Annotated in this window: 16 protein-coding genes; 11 read left to right on the plus strand and 5 right to left on the minus strand. The window is 67.2% G+C overall.

Translation table 11 applies throughout. The features are described from left to right. Window positions 1-80: 80 nt before the first annotated feature. From ASG86_RS18340 to ASG86_RS18350, 3 genes are read left to right on the plus strand one after another with little or no spacing between them, the layout of a single operon-like run. Window positions 81-2,795 (plus strand): alpha-L-rhamnosidase, encoded by a 2,715-nt coding sequence (locus tag ASG86_RS18340; protein WP_056337845.1) that lies wholly within the window; start codon window positions 81-83, stop codon window positions 2,793-2,795. Next, window positions 2,792-3,781, plus strand: coding sequence for an alpha/beta hydrolase (locus ASG86_RS18345; RefSeq protein ID WP_056337848.1), 990 nt, complete (start codon window positions 2,792-2,794; stop codon window positions 3,779-3,781). The genes ASG86_RS18340 and ASG86_RS18345 overlap by 4 nt, the downstream gene beginning before the upstream one ends. After that, a complete protein-coding gene (locus ASG86_RS18350; RefSeq protein ID WP_056337851.1) occupies window positions 3,778-4,743 on the plus strand; it encodes an alpha/beta hydrolase in 966 nt (321 codons plus the stop codon). The genes ASG86_RS18345 and ASG86_RS18350 overlap by 4 nt, the downstream gene beginning before the upstream one ends. A 36-nt stretch (window positions 4,744-4,779) precedes the next feature. Here the strand turns inward: ASG86_RS18350 and ASG86_RS18355 are convergent, their stop codons facing one another. After that, the gene (locus tag ASG86_RS18355) at window positions 4,780-5,535 is read right to left on the minus strand and encodes a FadR/GntR family transcriptional regulator (protein ID WP_056337854.1); all 756 of its coding nucleotides are present in this window, start codon (window positions 5,533-5,535) and stop codon (window positions 4,780-4,782) included. Between the two features lie 138 nt (window positions 5,536-5,673). Between ASG86_RS18355 and ASG86_RS18360 the strand changes: the two genes are divergently transcribed. The 8 genes from ASG86_RS18360 to ASG86_RS18395 all read left to right on the plus strand — a co-directional run bounded on the left by ASG86_RS18360 (window position 5,674) and on the right by ASG86_RS18395 (window position 13,896). After that, entirely contained in the window at window positions 5,674-6,972 is a 1,299-nt protein-coding gene (locus ASG86_RS18360) for an ABC transporter substrate-binding protein (protein ID WP_056337855.1), read from the plus strand. Window positions 6,973-7,093: 121 nt separating this feature from the next. Further along, window positions 7,094-8,047, plus strand: a complete 954-nt coding sequence (locus tag ASG86_RS18365; protein WP_235008798.1) for a carbohydrate ABC transporter permease — start codon at window positions 7,094-7,096, stop codon at window positions 8,045-8,047. Continuing rightward, on the plus strand, window positions 8,044-8,919 hold the full coding sequence (locus ASG86_RS18370) for a carbohydrate ABC transporter permease (protein WP_056337858.1): 876 nt from the start codon (window positions 8,044-8,046) through the stop codon (window positions 8,917-8,919). Before ASG86_RS18365 ends, ASG86_RS18370 begins: the two co-directional genes overlap by 4 nt. Before the next feature lie 11 nt (window positions 8,920-8,930). Next, window positions 8,931-10,079, plus strand: a complete 1,149-nt coding sequence (gene dgoD, locus ASG86_RS18375; RefSeq protein WP_056337861.1) for a galactonate dehydratase — start codon at window positions 8,931-8,933, stop codon at window positions 10,077-10,079. Window positions 10,080-10,084: 5 nt separating this feature from the next. Then, entirely contained in the window at window positions 10,085-10,768 is a 684-nt protein-coding gene (locus ASG86_RS18380) for a bifunctional 4-hydroxy-2-oxoglutarate aldolase/2-dehydro-3-deoxy-phosphogluconate aldolase (RefSeq protein WP_056338183.1), read from the plus strand. Then, complete coding sequence (locus ASG86_RS18385; RefSeq protein WP_235565227.1) at window positions 10,765-11,784, plus strand: sugar kinase; 1,020 nt, start codon at window positions 10,765-10,767, stop codon at window positions 11,782-11,784. The genes ASG86_RS18380 and ASG86_RS18385 overlap by 4 nt, the downstream gene beginning before the upstream one ends. Window positions 11,785-11,833: 49 nt before the next feature. Further along, window positions 11,834-13,075, plus strand: coding sequence for a D-mannonate dehydratase ManD (gene manD / locus ASG86_RS18390; protein WP_056337864.1), 1,242 nt, complete (start codon window positions 11,834-11,836; stop codon window positions 13,073-13,075). Then, complete coding sequence (locus tag ASG86_RS18395; protein WP_056337873.1) at window positions 13,072-13,896, plus strand: class I SAM-dependent methyltransferase; 825 nt, start codon at window positions 13,072-13,074, stop codon at window positions 13,894-13,896. The genes manD and ASG86_RS18395 overlap by 4 nt, the downstream gene beginning before the upstream one ends. Window positions 13,897-14,004: 108 nt before the next feature. Here ASG86_RS18395 and ASG86_RS18400 read toward each other — a convergent pair whose 3' ends face one another. From ASG86_RS18400 to ASG86_RS18415, 4 genes are all read right to left on the minus strand, one after another. Next, window positions 14,005-15,120, minus strand: coding sequence for an FAD-dependent monooxygenase (locus ASG86_RS18400; RefSeq protein WP_056337875.1), 1,116 nt, complete (start codon window positions 15,118-15,120; stop codon window positions 14,005-14,007). A gap of 79 nt (window positions 15,121-15,199) precedes the next feature. Further along, window positions 15,200-16,084: an aldo/keto reductase gene (locus ASG86_RS18405; RefSeq protein WP_056337878.1), complete on the minus strand. Its 885-nt coding sequence runs from the start codon at window positions 16,082-16,084 to the stop codon at window positions 15,200-15,202. A gap of 21 nt (window positions 16,085-16,105) precedes the next feature. Then, window positions 16,106-16,285, minus strand: a complete 180-nt coding sequence (locus ASG86_RS18410; protein WP_082566847.1) for a carboxymuconolactone decarboxylase family protein — start codon at window positions 16,283-16,285, stop codon at window positions 16,106-16,108. Further along, window positions 16,266-17,501: an MFS transporter gene (locus tag ASG86_RS18415; RefSeq protein ID WP_056337880.1), complete on the minus strand. Its 1,236-nt coding sequence runs from the start codon at window positions 17,499-17,501 to the stop codon at window positions 16,266-16,268. The genes ASG86_RS18410 and ASG86_RS18415 overlap by 20 nt, the downstream gene beginning before the upstream one ends. Between the last annotated feature and the right edge of the window lie 148 nt (window positions 17,502-17,649).

Raw genomic sequence — 17,649 nt, forward strand, 5'->3', positions numbered from 1 at the left:
ATTGAAAGAACCCTGTGGAGGGGAAGTGGTGGCGAACGAAGCTGGAACTCCCAGCAACCGCGCTTCAGGAGTTCCGCCGCATGACCGCCCCCACCCGGCTTCGGGCCGAGCACCTGTCCGAGGCGATGGGACTGACCATTACCGTGCCGCGGCTCAGCTGGACCCCGCCCGCCGGGACCGCCCGCCAGACGGCGTACCGCATCACCGCGGACAACGGCTGGGACACCGGGAAGGTTGATTCTGCAGCCTGCGCCATCCCGTACGGCGGCCCGGCGCTCCACTCGAGGGACCGGTTCGAGTGGCGCGTCCGTACCTGGAACGCCGACGAACACGGCACCGAATCACCAAGCGACTGGTCCGAACCGATGCCCGTGGAGCTGGGCCTGCTGCATGCCGGGGACTGGACAGCGCAGTGGATAGGCCCCGAAGAACCGGAAATAGGGGCGCCGGGGGAGCGGCCCGGGTACGCCCTCACCAAGACCTTCACCCTCCCGGCCGCCCCGCACAAGGCCCGCGCCTACGCCACCGCCCAGGGCATCTACGAGCTCTTCATCAACGGCCACCGCGTCGGCGACCAGCAGCTCACCCCCGGCTCCACCAGCTACAACACCACGCTCCAGGTCCAGGCCCACGACGTCACCACGCTGCTCCGCGAAGGCAGCAACACCATCCGCGCTGTGCTCACCGACGGCTGGTACCGCGGCACCTTCGGGTACACGCGTGACGCCGACATGTACGGCACACACACCGCTTTCCTTGCGCAGCTCGAGCTTGAGTCCGCCGCCGGCAGGCAGGTCATCGGCACTGACGGCTCGTGGCTGGTGTCCGCCACGGAGATCGTCAGCGCCGACCTCATGGCCGGCCAGCGCGTCGATTTCAGGACGGCCGACGCCGGGAGCCCGTCCCAGGCGGGCACCCGCGGCACTGGTGCCCAAGCACTAAAGCTGCTTCCCGCCGTCGTCCGTCCCGGCAGCTTCGACGCACTCACCGGACCCCTCGCGCCGCCCACCCGGGTGACGCAGGAGCTGGCCCCGGTGTCCATCACGAGGCTGGCCAACGGCAGCCAGGTGGTGGACTTCGGCCAGAACATCCACGGTTGGGTCCGGCTCACCAGGCTCGGGCCCCAGGGCCAAACAGCCACCCTGGAATACGGCGAAACGCTCGGGGCAGACGGCGACGTCACCCGGGACCACCTGCGCCCCCTCGACTTCCGGACGCCCGGTGCCTTCCGTGACGCCGGCCAGGTGGACACCGTCATCTCCTCTGGGGCCGAGTGCGAAGTCTTCGAACCGCGGCACACCACCCACGGCTTCCAGTTCGTCTCCGTCCAGGGCCTCGCCGCGGACGTGCAGCCGTCGGACATCACCGCCTGCGTGGTCCGGACCGACCTGGAACGCATCGGTACCTTCCGTTGCAGCGATGAACGGCTGAACAAGCTCCACGACATCGTTGAATGGAGCTTCCTGGGCAATTCCTGCGAGGTTCCCACCGACTGTCCGCAGCGCGAAAAGGCCGGCTGGACCGGGGACTGGCAGCTGTTCGTCCCCACCGCTGCCTACCTCTACGACGTCACCGGCTTTTCCCGGAAGTGGCTGCGCGACGTGCGTGCCGACCAGTGGGACAACGGGATCATCGCCAACATCTCGCCGTCGCCCGGGCCTGCTGTCACCTCGGCTGGGTTCATGGGCTTCACCAACGGCTCCGCCGGCTGGGGCGACGCGATCGTGATGGTGCCATGGGAGGTCTACCTCGCGTCGGGGGACGCCTCAATCCTGGCGGAGAACTGGGAAGCCATGAAGCGCTGGCTGGGCTTTGTCCGCGCCACCGCCGAAACGCACCGCCACGATGCCCGGGCCGCCGCACGCACCACCCCCGCATCCCACGAGCAGTACCTGTGGGACACCGGCTTCCACTTTGGCGAATGGATGGAACCGGGCGGGCCGGAGCCTGACCTGTTCGCCGCCCGCACCGCCGATCACGGGATCGTGGCCACCGCCTACTACCGGCACACCACGGACCTGATGGCCCGCATCGCCGGCGTCCTGGACCTGGCCGCGGAGGCCGCCGAGCTGGCAGAGCTGTCAGACCGGATCCGGGACGCGTGGGAGACGGAATACCTTGATTCCTCCGGCCGCGTCACCCGGGCCAGCCAGGCCAACTGCGTCCGTGCCCTCGCGTTCGGCCTCGTCAGCCCCGGGCAGCGCCCCACCGTCACCGCCCAGCTGGCGGACCTGATCCGCGAGGCCGGCACGCACCTCGGCACCGGGTTCCTGGCAACGCCCTACCTGCTCCCGGTCCTTGCCGACAACGGTGAACTGGACCTTGCCTACGAACTCCTGATGCAGGACTCCGAACCGTCATGGCTCACCATGGTGGACCGCGGCGCCACGACCGTGTGGGAGCTGTGGAACGGCATCGATGCAAACGGCACCGCGCACCAGTCGCTCAACCACTACAGCAAGGGCGCCGTGGTCTCCTTCCTGCACCGCTACACGGCGGGGCTGCGGCAGGCTACCGGCAGCGCGGGCTGGGAGCGCATCGTCATCGAGCCGCGCCCCGGCGCCGGCCTGACGTCCGCGTCCACAACGCACCAGGGCCCGCGCGGCCTGATTGGGGTGGAGTGGGGGACGGACGACGGCGTGCTGACGCTCCGTGCCACCATCCCCGCCGGCACCGCCGCGGAGGTGCGGCTGCCCGGCGAGCCGGCCGCCGTCGTCGGGCCCGGGCACCATACTTTCCTCGCCGGAACCGGCGCGGACACCGCACGACCTGAACTGATGAGGAGCACACTATGACAGTGGACAACGCTACCGACGTAATGGACCCGTCCCGGGACATGTCCAGGCCCGGAGGCAGGAAGGTTCCGCCGTTCCCCGTCTTCGATGCGCCGGGAACCCCTGAGCACGTCTCAGACGTCTCCTCGGTTTACCGTGAAGTCACCTACGCCAGGGCCATCGGGTTCCGGCCGCTGAAGATGGACATGTGGCTGCCCCGCAAGGCTGCCGGCCCTACCCCGCTGGTCCTCTGGGTGCACGGCGGAGCGTTCCAGCTGGGCGACCGCCGGCAACTCCCGTTCACCTTCGCGCCCGACTCCGTGTTCCGGCTGCTCAACGAGGCCGGCATCGCCTGCGCCACGGCGGACTACCGGCACTCCCTGGAAGCCCCGTTCCCGGCGCAGCTCCACGACCTCAAGGCCGCGGTCCGCTACCTCCGTGAGTTCGCCGCGGCCCTTAACATCGACCCCGACCGGTTCGGCGCCTGGGGCGAATCCGCCGGCGGCCACCTGGTGGCGCTCCTGGGCCTCACCGGCAACCGCGGCGACCTGGAAGGCGGACTCGGCGCGCAGGGGCACCCGAGCAGCGTCAGCGCCGTCGTCGATTTTTACGGCGTTTCCTCCCTGGTGGACATTCCCCCCATCAACACCCCCGACGGGCTCTTTCCCCCTGCACTGACTGCCGCTGTCCCGCCCGGGAGGTCGCTGCAGCCGGAGAACATGCTGGTGGGCGGCTCGGATGACCCGGAACTGCTGGCTGCGGCCAGCCCCGTCAGCCATGTGACCCCTGACGCCGCGCCGTTCCTCCTGGTCCACGGCGATTCGGATGGGCTGGTCCCGCATTCGCAGACCGACCTCCTGGCGGCCGCGCTCGCCAAAGCCGGGGTGGAACATGACGTGGTGACCATTATGGGCGGCGACCACTGCTTCTTCGGCGCCGAGGACCAGCTGGACACCATCCTTGCCACCGCCGTCGACTACTTCTCACGGAAGCTGGGAACACCATGACATCCCGGACAGAATCAGCCGCGGCGTCTGCCGGGCCCTCCCGGAACGCCAAGGGGGAGACCGCAGCAGGTTTCGCCGAGTACCTCGCCAGCCCGGAAGGCCCGCAGTTCCTGAACCCGGATGCCGTGCGCTCGCCGGGCCCGGATGTCCCCATCCGCACGGTGACCGCCGATGGGCGGCACGGCCCGGTGGGAATCCGGATCTACGGCGAACCGGCCGGCACGGACAGCCCAGCCCTGGTGTGGCTGCACGGCGGCGGGTTCGTCAGCGGCAGCGTGGATATTCCGGAGTCCGATTACCTGGCCCGGGTGCTCGCGGGCCGCGGGACCCCGGTGCTGTCCGTGGACTACCGGCTGGCCCGCGACGGCGTGTCCTTCCCCATCCCGCACGACGACGCGTTGGCAGGGTGGTTCTGGGCCCGGAAGAACGCCGAAACCCTGGGACTGGACCCCGACCTGCTCTGCCTGGGCGGTGCCGGCGCCGGCGGCAACCTGGCCGTGGGCGCCGCGCTCTATCTGATTGACGCCGGCAAGCCGCTGCCCGCCAAGCTCCTGCTGGCCTACCCCTTCCTGCACGCGGAACTTCCGCCGCCCGCCGGGGGACTGGACCCGGAGGTCATGGCCGGGCTGCCCAGGCACCTGCGGTTCACCGTGGAGGACTGCATCCGGACGGCAGAGAACTACGTGGGCGGGCCCGTCAGCATGGCATCGTCCTACGCGATGCCCGGCTACGCCGATCCTGCCGGACTTCCACCCACGGCTCTCCTGGCATGCGAGTACGACGACGCCCGCGGCTCCACCGAGCTGTTTGCCTCCGCTTTGGAACGGGCCGGGGTACCGGTGTCCTACTTCCTCGCCCAAGGCGCGGTCCACGGCCACCTCAACCACACGGCCGGCCTGCCCGAGGGGCAGGCAGCCCTGGATTTCCTGGCCGGGGAACTGGCCGGGGCTCGACGGGCGTAAGGGTATGGACGTCCGACGGCGCTGCCGGCACCTGGCCTAGCCGGGATTGGGGCTGCCTTCCACCACCGAAGCATGGCTGTGGGACCAGATGTCCCCCATCTCCTCGGTGGACTGTTCCACGATCCGGCTCATGGCAGCGTGCGCGGCGGCTGCCTGGCCCCGCTGAATGGCGCTGGCCACGTCCACGTGCAACTGCAGCGCCTCATGGTCCGGAAGGTGGGGCATCAGGCCGTGCTGGGTCCGGCCTGCCAGCACCTCCGCCACGAGCTTGTGAAGCTGCGAAAACATGAGGTTGCCGGAGGCGTTGAGGACCGCGGCGTGGAACTCAATGTCCAGGCGCAGGAAATCGTCCTGGTCTCCCCGCTGCCCGGCGGCCCACAGCCGGGCGGCCATGGAAACCAGGTCGCTGGCCTGGTCCAGGGACGCGCGTTCGGCGGCAAGCCGGGCTGCCTGCGGTTCGATGGCGCCGCGCAGTTCGTTCAGTGCCCGCAGCTGTTCCAGCCGCTTGGCCGATGCCAGCCGCCACCGGATCACCTGGGGGTCATAGAGGTTCCAGCTGGCCTCCGGCTGGACCACCGTGCCCAGCCGACGGCGTGATTCCAGCATGCCCATGGAGGACAGGACGCGGGTGGCCTCGCGGATCACGGAGCGGGACACCTTGTGCTGTGCCTCCAGCTCATCCAGCCGCAGGATCGAATTTGGTGCCAGGGTTCCCTCGGCAATGGCGAGTCCCAGGTTCTCGACCAGCGATGAATGCAGGTCAGGGGACAACGCCGCCTTTGGGATGGTCATGAATAAATCATATGGGGGAGTGGCAAGGTCTTGTATATGTCTGCCTTATTTGTTTATGCTCGCTAAACACAGCAGACGTAACGAGGCGTCTGTCACCCGCCCGCGAAGCTGCGGGCCCAAAAGGCAAAGGGAGTCGTAATGAAGCGGCGTTCAATTGTGAAGTACGCGGCAGTTGCCGCGGCAATGTCGCTGGGGCTGACCGCCTGCAGCGGCGGCGGAGGCGGCAGCGACCAGGCGAAGGAGTCAGGGACCGTCCGTGTCACCTTGGCAAACCACGTCTGGACCGAGGGCATCAAGTCCGCCATTCCGGAGTTCGAGAAGTCCAGCGGGCTCAAGGTGGAGCTGACCCAGCTCGGCGAGGACCAGCTCTCCGACCAGTACAACGTCAAGCTCAACGCAGGCAGCGACGAGATTGACGTCATGATGTACCGCCCCCTGCAGGAAGGCAAAGCATTCGCCAAGAACGGCTACCTGGCGGACCTGACCAAGAACGTCTCGTCGGACTCCGGCTGGGACTGGAAGGACTACCAGGAGGGCCCGGTCAAGGCCACCACCGTTGAGGGCAAGGTGGTTGGTGTTCCGATCATCACCGAGCGCGAAGTCCTCTACTACCGCAAGGACCTGCTGCAGGCGGCAGGCCTTCAGGTTCCCAAGACCATGGAGGAACTGGAAGCGGCAGCCAAGGCCATCAAGGCTTCCTCCCCTGACACCGCCGGCTTCGTGGCCCGCACCGGCAAGTCCACCGCGGTGACCCAGTTCTCCAGCTTCCTGTACAGCTTCGGCGGGGACTTCATGGACTCCAATGGCAAGGCCTCCGTCAACACCGATGCCGCCAAGAAGGCCTACGCCTACTACGGCGGCCTGATCCGCAATTACGGCCCCGCCAACGTCAGCACGGACATGAGCTGGCCGGAGGCAATGGCCATCTTCACCCAGGGCGGCGCCGCCTTCTACACCGAGGCCGATTCGCTCTACAAGAACGCCACGGACCCCGCCAAGTCCAAGGTCGCGGACAAGGTTGGATTCGCTCCGCTGCCTGCCGGCCCCGCCGGTTCCAAGCCGTACAACATCCCCTCCTGGGCCCTGGGCGTAAACCAGAACTCCAGCAACACGGACAACGCCTGGAAGTTCATCCAGTGGGCAACCAGCAAGGAACGCACCCTGGCAGCCCAGAAGGCCGGCGTCCCGGGTCCCCGCACGTCCGTATGGTCCAACCCTGACGGCACCTCCACCTACCCGAAGGACCTCGCGGAGGCCATCTCCGCGAGCGCCAAGAACGGTGTGGGCCACGACCGGCCCGAGGTTGTCACCGTTGGCAAGGCACGTGAAATCGTGGGTGCCCCGATTGTCGCCTCCATTACCGGGGCGGATGCCGCTGCCGCGGCCAACGACGCCCAGACTGCTTTCCAGACCTTCCTGGACAGCGAAAAGAAGTAGGACGCCGGGCACCCACCGTGCCTGAACATCCGCGCCGGGACGGCCCGAAAGTCGTCCCGGCGCGGCCACTTCACCGGCTCCCTTCGCCGGTCAACTTCACCCCCAACTCTTTAGGTGAACCATGTCTGTATTGAACCCACCCCGCAGCGCCGGCACCCGCCGGCCCAGTGGGCCCGTCGGCGCCGGGGGGCACTTCTCCGCCTGGGCCAACCGGCACCGCAAATGGCTCTTCGCCGCCCCGGCCATGATCTTCGTCGGCGTCCTGATCGTCTTTCCGCTGGCCTGGACCGTGTACCTCAGCCTCACCGACTCCCAGGGCTCCGTCCGGGCCGCCACGGATTTCATCGGGCTGCAGAACTACATCACGGTTCTCACCGACACCGAGCGTTTCTGGCCTGCCGTGGGCCGCACCCTGGCCTTCACCGGCGTCGCGCTGGCCTTCGAAGTGGTGCTGGGCATGTGCGTGGCCCTGCTCCTGTGGCGGCCCTTCCGCGGGGAAAAGTGGGTCCGCGTAGCCATCCTGCTGCCGCTGGTGGCCACCCCCGTGGCGGTCGGCATGATGTGGCGGCTGATCTTCGATCCCAACATCGGCTTCGCCAACCAGCTCCTGGGCATGGTGGGGATCCCGCCCCAGCCGTGGCTGTCCGGGCAGGACACCGCCCTAGGCACCACCATCTTCATGGACGTGTGGCAGTGGACCCCCATGGTGGTCCTGATCCTGCTGGCCGGACTGACCTCGCTCTCCGATGAACCGGATGAGGCCGCCCGTGTGGACGGCGCCAACGCCTTCCAGCGGTTCTTCTTCATCACCCTGCCGCTCATGATGCCCACCGTGATCGTGGCCATCCTGCTGCGCGGCATCGATGCCCTGAAGACCTTCGACATCCTCTACGCCACCAAGGGCAAGGGCGGCGGCTCGTTCCACGAAGTGGAGACGCTGAACGTCTACGCCTACGGATTGAGCTTCGACTACAACCAGTACGGGCTCTCCTCGGCGGTGCTGATCCTGTTCTTCATGATCATCATCGGCACCATGTGGCTGCTCACCATGCGCAAGAAAGCGGTAAGCAAATGACCGTCGTGACTGATTCCACCACTGCCGCCGCCCAGCGGACGCGGCGCCGCCGCAAGCCGCTCGCCACCCGCGCCTACAAGGTCTTCCGGGTTGTCGCCCTCATCCTCGTGGTGCTGTTCCTGCTCGCGCCGCTGTTCTGGATGCTCCTGGCGTCGCTGAAGACCAACGTGGACATCTACGACACCGGCAAGGCCCTGCTGTTCTCGCCCACCTTTGAGAACTACGCCAACGTGCTGCAGCGCAACAACTACTTCGTGTTCATCTTCAACAGCTTCTGGGTGGCCTTCGTCTCCACCGCGCTGTCCATCGTCCTGGGCGTCCCGGCCGCCTACGCCATGAGCCGGTTCACCATGCACCGCTCGGCGCTGGTGGTCCTGATGGCCCGCGTCATTCCGGGCGTCTCGCTCCTGGTGCCCTGGTACTACGTCTTCTCCAACCTGCGCATGGTGGGGAAGTTCGAGGTGCTGATCCTCAGTCACATGTTCGTGGCACTCCCGCTGATCGTGTACATCATGATGAGCTACTTCGACTCGCTGCCCCTGGAACTGGAGGAATCGGCCGAGGTAGACGGGCTCACGCCGATCGGCGCCTTCCGGCTGATCACGCTGCCGCTCGCGGTGTCCGGCATCGCCACCGCCGGCATCCTGTCCTTCATCTTCTCCTGGAACAACTTCATGTTCGCCCTGGTGCTCTCGGGCTCCAAGACCAAGACCCTGCCCGTGGCCATCTTCGACTTCGTCTCCTACGCCAGCATCGACTGGGGCGGGCTGATGGCCGCCGCGACCGTTGTCACCATCCCCATCATGATCATTGCGCTCTTCACGCAGAAGTACATCGTCTCCGGCCTGACCGCCGGCGCCACCAAGGGCTAGGGCTCGGACACATGACACTCATCAGCAGGATTGAGACCTTCCTCGTTGCCCCCCGCTGGCTCTTCGTCCGGATCGAAACCGAAAGCGGCATCGTGGGGTGGGGCGAGGCAACCTGCGAGGGCCGCAGCGAAACGGTGCGTACCGCCGTCGGGCAACTCTCGGAACTCCTCATCGGCCGCGACGCCCTCCGGATCGAAGACCACTGGCAGGTCATGACCAAGGGCTCCTTCTACCGGGGCGGACCCATCCTGGCCAGCGCCGTGTCCGGGCTGGACCAGGCCCTTTGGGACATCGCGGGCAAGCACTTTAACGCCCCCGTGCACCAGTTGCTCGGCGGCCACGTGCGGGACCGGATCCGGATGTACGGCTGGGTGGGCGGCGACGAGCCGAATGAGGTGGCGGACCAGATCAGCGCCCAGCTGGAGGTGGGCCTCACCGCCGTCAAGATGAACGCCAGCGGACGGATGAGCCCGGTGGCTTCGGTGGCAGAGATCGACGGCGTCATCCGCCGGGTTGCCGCAGCGAGGCAGGTCCTGGGCGACCACCGGGACGTTGCCGTCGACTTCCACGGCCGCTTCAGCCTGGCCAACGCCAGGCGGGTGGCCCCGTTGCTGGAACCGTTCCGGCCCTTCTTTCTCGAGGAGCCCGTGGTTCCGGAAAACACCCACCTGCTCCGGGAATTCACCGCCTCCACCACCACTCCCGTGTCAACGGGGGAGCGGCTGTACAACCGGCAGGAGTTCCTGCCGGCACTGCAGGCAGGCATTGCCGTGGCCCAGCCGGACCTTTCCCATGCCGGCGGCATCACCGAGGTCCGGAAAATCGCCGCGCTGGCCGAGGTCTATGAAGTCCAGCTGGCACCGCACTGCCCCCTGGGGCCCCTGGCGCTGGCCGCCTGCCTCCAGGTGGGCTTCGCGACGCCCAACTTCCTCATCCAGGAACAAAGCATCGGCATCCACTACAACCAGGGCGCCGAAGTCCTCGACTACGTGGTGGACAAGACCCCCTTCAAGTTCGTCGACGGCCACATCGAGCGGCTCACCGGGCCGGGGCTGGGCATCGAAATCGACGAGGCCGTGGTCCGTGCCGCGGACAAGCGCGGCCATGCGTGGCGCGGCCCGGTGTGGCGGCACCCCGACGGATCCTTCGCAGAATGGTGAACCCCATGACTTCCGACAATTCAGCCCTTACTTCCGCCACCCTGTTGGCGGGCATCCGGCAGGCGCGGCTTGTCGGCATCGTCCGCGGGAACGACGGCGGTGCTGCCGCCAAGGCCGCGCTGGCGGCAATGGAGGAAGGCTTCCATTACGTGGAGATCGCCCTCACCACGCCCAACGCGCTGGAGGCTATCCGCGAAGTCCGCGCGGCTGCCCCGGCCGGCTGCCTGGTGGGGGCGGGCACCGTGCTGAGCCAGGCCGACGTCGACCAGGTCACCGCTGCCGGCGCCCAGTTCATCGTGACACCTTCCCTGGCCCCCTCCATCAGTGAGGCGGCCAAGGCCGGCATCCCCGTCCTGGCCGGGGCGCTGACGCCCAGCGAGGCGTACCAGGCGATGGAGCGCGGCGCCACCGCCATCAAACTCTTTCCGGCATCGATCGGCGGGCCCGGTTACCTGAAGGCCGTCCGCGACCCCTTCCCGGACATTCCCTTCATCGCCGTGGGCGGCGTGGGCCTCAGCGAAGCCACCGGTTACTGGGAAGCCGGCGCCATCGCCGTGGGCCTGGGCGGACCGTTGTTCGGCACGGCAGCCTCCGGCGGAGACCTCGCCGAGATGCGGGACCGTGCCCGCAGTTTCCTTAGCCTCGCAGCGGAGTTCGCGACCCGTGGGGGAAGCGGGACCCGAGCGTGACGGCTGGTGCCGCGAGCGTCCCGGCCGGGCACGCGCCTGGCCCGCAACCGGTGGGCCTGCTGACCTTCGGTGAGGCCATGGTCTCGCTCCGGTCCGCCGGCCCGCTGGCGAACGGCGGCGCCCTGAACATGCAGGTGGCCGGGGCGGAATCGAACGTGGCCATCGGCGTCGCGCGCCTTGGCCACACGGCGGCCTGGGCCGGGGCGGTGGGCGCGGACCCGCACGGCGAGTTCATCGTGAAGCAACTGCGGGGCGAAGGCGTGCAACTTCACCACCGCGTGCATCCGGACCGCAGCACAGGGGTCATGTTCCTGGAGCAGCGCACCGCCGACCTCAGCAGGGCCTTCTACTACCGCACCGGATCGGCGGGATCCACCATCTCGCGCAGCCAGGTAGCTGCCGCCTTGGATGGCGGCGCCCGGATCCTGCACCTGACCGGCATCACCCCGGCGCTCAGCGCCGAAGCGCGGGATGCCGTGGAGTACGCAGCGGAGCGGGCGGCAGCTGACGGAGTGGCGGTTTCTTTGGATGTGAACTACCGCAGCAAGCTCTGGTCCCGCGACCAGGCAAGGGCCGTGCTTGGGCCGCTGGCCCGGCACGCCACCATCGTCATAGCGTCCGACGACGAACTCGACCTGGTTGCCCGGCCCCCGGAGGGGAGCGGGGCGGCAGCGCCCACGGCAGCTGAGTCCCATGCCGCCGCGTGCCTGTTGGAGCTGGGGATCCGGGAAGTGGTGGTGAAGCGCGGCGCGGCCGGTGCGGCCGTCCACACGGCTGAAGGCCTTCTCGAAGCACCCGCCATCGCCGTGACCCCCGTGGACACCGTGGGGGCCGGTGACGCGTTCACCGCCGGTTACCTTTCAGCCCTGCTCGACGGCGAGGACGTCCCCGCCCGCCTGCACCGCGGCATCCTGGCCGGCGCCTTCGCCGTCAGCACCCGCGGCGACTGGGAGGGCCTGCCCCGCCGCGAGGAAATTGCGCTGCTCGACGCAGCCCGGGGCAGCACCCAGCGCTGACACCTTTGTCCCACCCACCAAGAATTTCCCATCTACCCGAAAGCCAGCCATGAAGATCGTTGCCGCCGATGTGTTTGTGACCAGTCCGTCCCGGAACTTTGTGACGTTGCGGATCACTACGGAGGATGGCGTGACCGGTATCGGTGATGCCACCCTGAACGGCCGTGAACTCGCTGTTGCCGCTTATTTGAAGGAGCATGTGGCGCAGCTGCTGATTGGCAAGGATCCGCACCGGATTGAGGATACGTGGCAGTTCCTTTACCGGTCGTCGTATTGGCGGCGGGGTCCGGTGACGATGGCGGCGATCGCTGCGGTGGACATGGCGTTGTGGGACATCAAGGGCAAGCTGGCCGGGATGCCGGTCTACCAACTCCTGGGCGGTGCGTCCCGCAACGGCCTGCGTGCCTACGGACACGCCTCGGGGGCGGACATTCCGTCGCTGTTCGATTCGGTCCGGGAGCACCTGGAGCTGGGCTACAAGTCGATCCGGATCCAGACGGCGGTGCCGGGGATCAAGGCCGTCTACGGGGTTGCCGCGCAGGCGCAGGCGTCAGGGGAGCGGTATGACTACGAGCCCGCCGGGCGCGGAGCATTCCCGCAGGAAGAGGACTGGGACACCCGCGCCTACCTGCGGCACCTGCCCACCGTGTTCGAGGCTGTCCGGAACGAGTTCGGCCCTGAGATCCCGCTGCTGCACGACGGACACCACCGGATGACGCCCATCCAGGCCGCGAAACTGGGCAAGGCCCTGGAGCCGTATGACCTGTTCTGGCTGGAGGACTGCACGCCGGCGGAGAACCAGGAGGGCCTGCGCCTGGTCCGCCAGCACACCACCACGCCGCTGGCGATCGGGGAAATCTTCAACACCGTGTTCGACTTCCAGACACTGATCAAGGAACAGCTGATCGACTACGTCCGGGCCGCGTCCACCCACTTTGGCGGGATCAGCCCGTTGAAGAAGGTGATGGATTTCGCCGCGCAGTACCAGATCAAGTCAGGGTTCCACGGGCCCACGGACATTTCCCCGGTGGGATTTGCGGCGCAGCTCCATGTGGGGCTGGCGATCCACAACTACGGGATCCAGGAATACATGCAGCACTCGGACAAGACCAACGAGGTCTTCGAGCAGTCCATGACCTTCACCGACGGGTACCTGCACCCGGGCGACAAGCCGGGCATCGGCGTCGAATTCAACGAAGAAGCAGCCGCCGCGTACCCGTACCAGCAGGCCTACCTAGGTAGGCGCTTCCCGTTGACCCCGCGGCCACCCGGTGTGAGGATGGCGCAATGAACCAGATCTCGGCCTTCTACACCGGCCCCGGGGGACTTGTGGCGGCCATCGGTTCTGCCTTGGACGCGGCCGGTCTGGACCGTACAACGCTGCGTCCGGCCGATCTCGCTGCTGTTGACGAGTTCCACATCAGGGGCCGTAGGGCGACTCTGGAAGTCATCGAGGCTCTGGCCCTCACCCCGGATTCCCATGTGCTTGACCTCGGCAGCGGATTGGGCGGCCCCGCGCGGACGATTGCCGAGTTGACCGGGTGCACAGTCACGGGGGTCGACCTCACGCCGGAGTTCTGCCAGGTAGCGACGGCGCTCTCGGAATGGACAGGCCTGTCCGGCCGTACCCGCTTCCGTGTCGGGGACGCCACAGCCACAGGCCTTCCCGACAGGTCTGTGGATGCGGCACTGACCATGCATGTGGCGATGAACATTCCCGATAAACACGCCCTGTATTCGGAAGCCTTCCGTGTCCTTCGGCCGGGCGGGAGGTTCGTGGTTTATGACGTTCTGCAGGGTGAAGGCGGGGCAGTGCACTACCCGGTGCCTTGGGCCGGTGACCCCTCGGCAAGCTTTCCCGTGACCCTGGACGACATGCGCGAACTCCTCCCGTCGGCCGGTTTCGATGTGGTCTCGGCAGTCGACTCGTCGGACGAGAGCCTCGCCTGGTTCCAGCAGATGCTTGCGCGGATCCAACGGGACGGCCCGCCACCCGTGACCTTCGCGACGTTCCTGGGCGACAGTTTCACGCAGATGACAGCCAACCAGGTGGCCAACCTCGCCGAGCGACGCATTCGAACCGTCATGTTCGTGTGCTCGAAGCCGTCCTGAGCGTAAGAACCGACCCTCGCGCCCTGGCGCAGGCGGATGGCGCGGAGACTCTGCGGGCTTCGGTGTGTCCGGTCTGTTTTGGGGGACCGGAAAGTAGCGGAATTTGGGTTAAGCTGCGCGGCGGGCGAAGGAACGGCTGAAACCTTGTCCTGATTGCACGAGGTTCCGGGCGCTGCGGAGTCGTGCATTCTCGTAGCTGTGCAGTGCTGTGCTGGTGGTGCCGAAGTCGGTGATGGCGTCGGCGATGGCTTCGGCGTCGTGGAGGGATTCGGCGAAGCCGCTGCCTGTCATGGGGGTTGGAACGTGGGCGGCGTCTCCGACGATGGCCACCCTGCCGGTGGCAAGCCGTACGGGTACGTATTCGGCGATGGGTGTGCCGATGACGGCCCGCCGTTCAATGCTGTCAAGGATCGCGTCCTTCCATGGCGAGGGAAACAGTTCCCGGGCCTGTGCGGCGAGTTCCCGGAAAGTCCCACTGGGGATACCGGCGGGCATGAGCGAGTGCCGCACCACGGAACCGCTGACGCTGCCGGTGGAGCGGAGCAGTCCGTTTCTGCTGGAGTCGTACCAGGCCCAGCCCAGGCGGCGTGATCCTGGCTCGCGGGAACCCTCGGCGCCCGGGAGCGGGTAGCCGAGCAGCGTATGGTCGTTGTCGCCGAGGAAGGCCACGTCGCGTGGCCAGCGGCGGGCACCGATGGCTGACTCATCGGCGATGCCGATCCATATGACGTAGCCGGCGAACGTGGCATCAGGGTGATCCGGCGCGATGTGCCGGCGAACAGTGCTGCGGTGGCCGTCGGCCCCGATCACCAGGTCTGCCGTGATCCTCTGTTTGTCTGAGGTGAGGACCCAGGCGGATTGTCCGTCCTGGCCGACTTTGCGCACGGTGGTGTTTTGGTGGAGTTCGATGATCGGGTTTGTTTCTATGGCGGCGCGGAGTGCATCGTGGACGGCGAACCAGGTTTGGATCCCGGGTGCGAGGGGCTGGGGCACCTGGGAGGCGGGGAGGCCGGTGATGCGTTCGAGGAGACCGTCGGGGACCTGGAGGGCAGCTCCTGTGCGTCCGGTGTCATCGGAGCGTTCGAGCAACGTGACGTGGACGCCGGCCCTGGAGAGCGTCAGGGCAGTCATGAGCCCTGCGAGGGATGCCCCGACGACGAGGGCCGTGCCGGGTGAGCTGGGGTGGTCGGTGGGTTCGGTGAGAGGGCGGCCGTCTGCGCGCACGCGGGTCTCCTGTCTTGTGGGCGGTGGGCTGTTGGTTTTGGTGCTGCGGCCCGCCGTGGTGGCGGGCCGCAGCAGGGGGTCAGGCAGGAATCGGGAACCCGTAGTTCTCGAGGGTCAGCGAGTCGGGGTCAGGGCCGCCGCGCACGCCGGTGTCGAGCGCATCGATGGCAGTGACCTCATCGGGGGTGAGGGTGAAGTCGAAGACGTCAAAGTTCTCGTCGATGCGCTGGGCCTTGACCGACTTCGGAATGGCGGAGAAGCCGTGCTCAAGGTGCCAGCGGAGGATGACCTGGGCCGGGGTCTTCGCGTATTTCGCCGCGATCTCTGTGATGGCTGGCTCCTCGAGCGGGTTCTTCTCGTAATCGCCATAAATGTAGGAGCCCCCGATGGGGGACCAGGACTGGGTGAGGATGCCGTGGCGTGTGTTGGCCGCCCGCCACTCGGGCTGGGAGTAGTACGGGTGGACCTGGATCTGGTTCACCGCAGGCACCACGCTGGTGCGGGCGATGAGTTCCTCGAGTTGGGCCGGGGTCTGGTTGGAGACGCCGATGGCACGGACGTGGCCGTCGGCGAGGAGCTTTTCGATCGCTTGGTAGGCGGCGATGGTCTTCTCGAAGTCGGCGGCGAGGGGCTGGTGCAGCAGCAACAGGTCGACCTGGTCAACACCGAGCTTGCTGATGCTCTTCTCGAACCCGCCCAGTGCTTCGTCATAGCCGTAATCGCTGATCCAGAGCTTGGTTTCAATGAAGATCTCCGACCGGTCGATGCCGGACTGGCGGATGCCCTCGCCGACCTCGCGTTCGTTAAAATACGCGGCGGCGGTGTCGATCAGGCGGTAGCCGGCGTTGAGCGCGGCGTGGACCGCTGCTGTGGTGTCTTCCGGTGAGCTCTGGTAGACGCCCAGGCCCAGGGCGGGCATCTGGACACCACTGTTCAAGGTGATGTACGGGTTCTTTTCTGGCATGACTCTTCTCTTCCTTCGCGTCTAGGACTGGTTGTTGAAGATGAGTTTGGCGACGTTCATCGCGGAGACGGCCTTGGGCCAGCCCGCGTAGAACGCCAGATGGGTAATGGCTTCCTTGATCTCGGTCTCGGTGAGGCCGTTCCGGGGATTTTTCGGGTGGCTGGTTGCGCGCAGCGCCGGTTCAGACCAGGACGTCGTCATCGAGCTCTGCGGCGGCGGTGCTTTCGGTTGCGGCTGCCATGGTGGTCCGGGTGGCGCGCATGAGGGCCAGGATGAACAGCGGGATCAGGCCGAGGATGGCCATTGCTGCGCCAACGGTTGCCGGGCCGGTGGTGCCGAGGGTGGAGTCGAGGGCGACGCCGGCGAACCAGGTCGCGGCCGCGATGCCGACGTTGAATGCGGAGACGGTCAGGGCTGCGGCCAGGGACGGGCCGGAATGTCCGAAGCGCACGGCCAGCGGGGTGGCGATGGCGGTGACGCCCATGCCGGTGAAGCCGAGCAGGATGACCAGCACGATGGTCGGGACGACGAAGGTGGAGAGCGGGATCAGCATCAGGAGCACCAGGGCTGATCCGCCGCCGATGGCGAAGTACGTGGCGAGCGGCTTGCGGTCACCGGTTCGCCCGGCCACAACGGTTCCGAGCAGGGCGCCGATGCCGAAGCCGACGAGCAGCAGGGGCACGGCCGCTTCGGAAATGCCGGTGCGTTCGGTCAGGAGCGGGGAGATGTAGGAGTAGGCGGCGAGGAATCCTCCGGAGACCAATGCGGTGGTTGCAAGGACGAGCCACAGCTTGCCCTCGCGCAGCACACCGAGCTGGGAGCGGAGGGTGACGGCTTCCTGGTGTGCATCGGCGGGAGCGAACTTGCCGATGACGGCTGCGGCGAGGGTGGCGAGGATGGCAAGTGCCCAGAAGATGCCGCGCCAGCCGATGGCCTGGCCGATGAAGGAGCCCAGCGGTACGCCTGCCACGATTGCCAGGCCCATGCCGCTCATCATGACGCCCATGGCGCGGGAGGCGGTCTCGGGCCCGGCAGCGGAGGTGGCTACGACGGCGGCGATGGACAGGAAGGCGCCGGTGGCCAGGGCGGTGATGATGCGGGCGATGAGCACGATTTCGAAGGCCGGGCTGATGGCGGCAACGATGTGGCCGGCTGCGAAGAGCAGCAGGGACAGGACGAGGGTGAGGCGTTTGGGCAGGCGCATGGTGGCGACGGAAATGGTGGGGGCGCCGACGATCATGCCGATGGCAAATGCGGTGATCAGCAGCCCTGCCTGGGAGACGCTGACACCGAGGTCTGATGCCATGTTGGGCAGCAGGCCCGCGATGACGAACTCGGTGGTGCTCATCAGGAACGTGCCGATCGCCAGGAGCAGCACAACCAGCGGCAGCCTGGCTTTCTTGGTGGTGGAGGGCATGGGGGTAAACCTTCGCTTCGAGGGGGATGTGGTCGGCGTTTGATGCCGTCAATATCTACGAGACCACGCCCCATACGGGCGTAAACAGACCCGCCTAAGCCATGTACTGACAGGGCATGGTTACGCCCCGGGCCTCCGGCATACCGTT

The organism is Arthrobacter sp. Soil764, from assembly GCF_001428075.1.
Taxonomy (GTDB): domain Bacteria; phylum Actinomycetota; class Actinomycetes; order Actinomycetales; family Micrococcaceae; genus Arthrobacter.

What these genes read in the sequence shown, in the direction of transcription:
- ASG86_RS18340 (WP_056337845.1), top strand. Translation starts at nt 81, where the DNA reads ATGACCGCCCCCACCCGGCTTCGGGCCGAGCACCTGTCCGAGGCGATG.
- ASG86_RS18345 (WP_056337848.1), top strand. Translation starts at nt 2,792, where the DNA reads ATGACAGTGGACAACGCTACCGACGTAATGGACCCGTCCCGGGACATG.
- ASG86_RS18350 (WP_056337851.1), top strand. Translation starts at nt 3,778, where the DNA reads ATGACATCCCGGACAGAATCAGCCGCGGCGTCTGCCGGGCCCTCCCGG.
- ASG86_RS18355 (WP_056337854.1), bottom strand. Translation starts at nt 5,535, where the DNA reads ATGACCATCCCAAAGGCGGCGTTGTCCCCTGACCTGCATTCATCGCTG.
- ASG86_RS18360 (WP_056337855.1), top strand. Translation starts at nt 5,674, where the DNA reads ATGAAGCGGCGTTCAATTGTGAAGTACGCGGCAGTTGCCGCGGCAATG.
- ASG86_RS18365 (WP_235008798.1), top strand. Translation starts at nt 7,094, where the DNA reads ATGTCTGTATTGAACCCACCCCGCAGCGCCGGCACCCGCCGGCCCAGT.
- ASG86_RS18370 (WP_056337858.1), top strand. Translation starts at nt 8,044, where the DNA reads ATGACCGTCGTGACTGATTCCACCACTGCCGCCGCCCAGCGGACGCGG.
- dgoD (WP_056337861.1), top strand. Translation starts at nt 8,931, where the DNA reads ATGACACTCATCAGCAGGATTGAGACCTTCCTCGTTGCCCCCCGCTGG.
- ASG86_RS18380 (WP_056338183.1), top strand. Translation starts at nt 10,085, where the DNA reads ATGACTTCCGACAATTCAGCCCTTACTTCCGCCACCCTGTTGGCGGGC.
- manD (WP_056337864.1), top strand. Translation starts at nt 11,834, where the DNA reads ATGAAGATCGTTGCCGCCGATGTGTTTGTGACCAGTCCGTCCCGGAAC.
- ASG86_RS18395 (WP_056337873.1), top strand. Translation starts at nt 13,072, where the DNA reads ATGAACCAGATCTCGGCCTTCTACACCGGCCCCGGGGGACTTGTGGCG.
- ASG86_RS18405 (WP_056337878.1), bottom strand. Translation starts at nt 16,084, where the DNA reads ATGCCAGAAAAGAACCCGTACATCACCTTGAACAGTGGTGTCCAGATG.
- ASG86_RS18410 (WP_082566847.1), bottom strand. Translation starts at nt 16,285, where the DNA reads ATGACGACGTCCTGGTCTGAACCGGCGCTGCGCGCAACCAGCCACCCG.
- ASG86_RS18415 (WP_056337880.1), bottom strand. Translation starts at nt 17,501, where the DNA reads ATGCCCTCCACCACCAAGAAAGCCAGGCTGCCGCTGGTTGTGCTGCTC.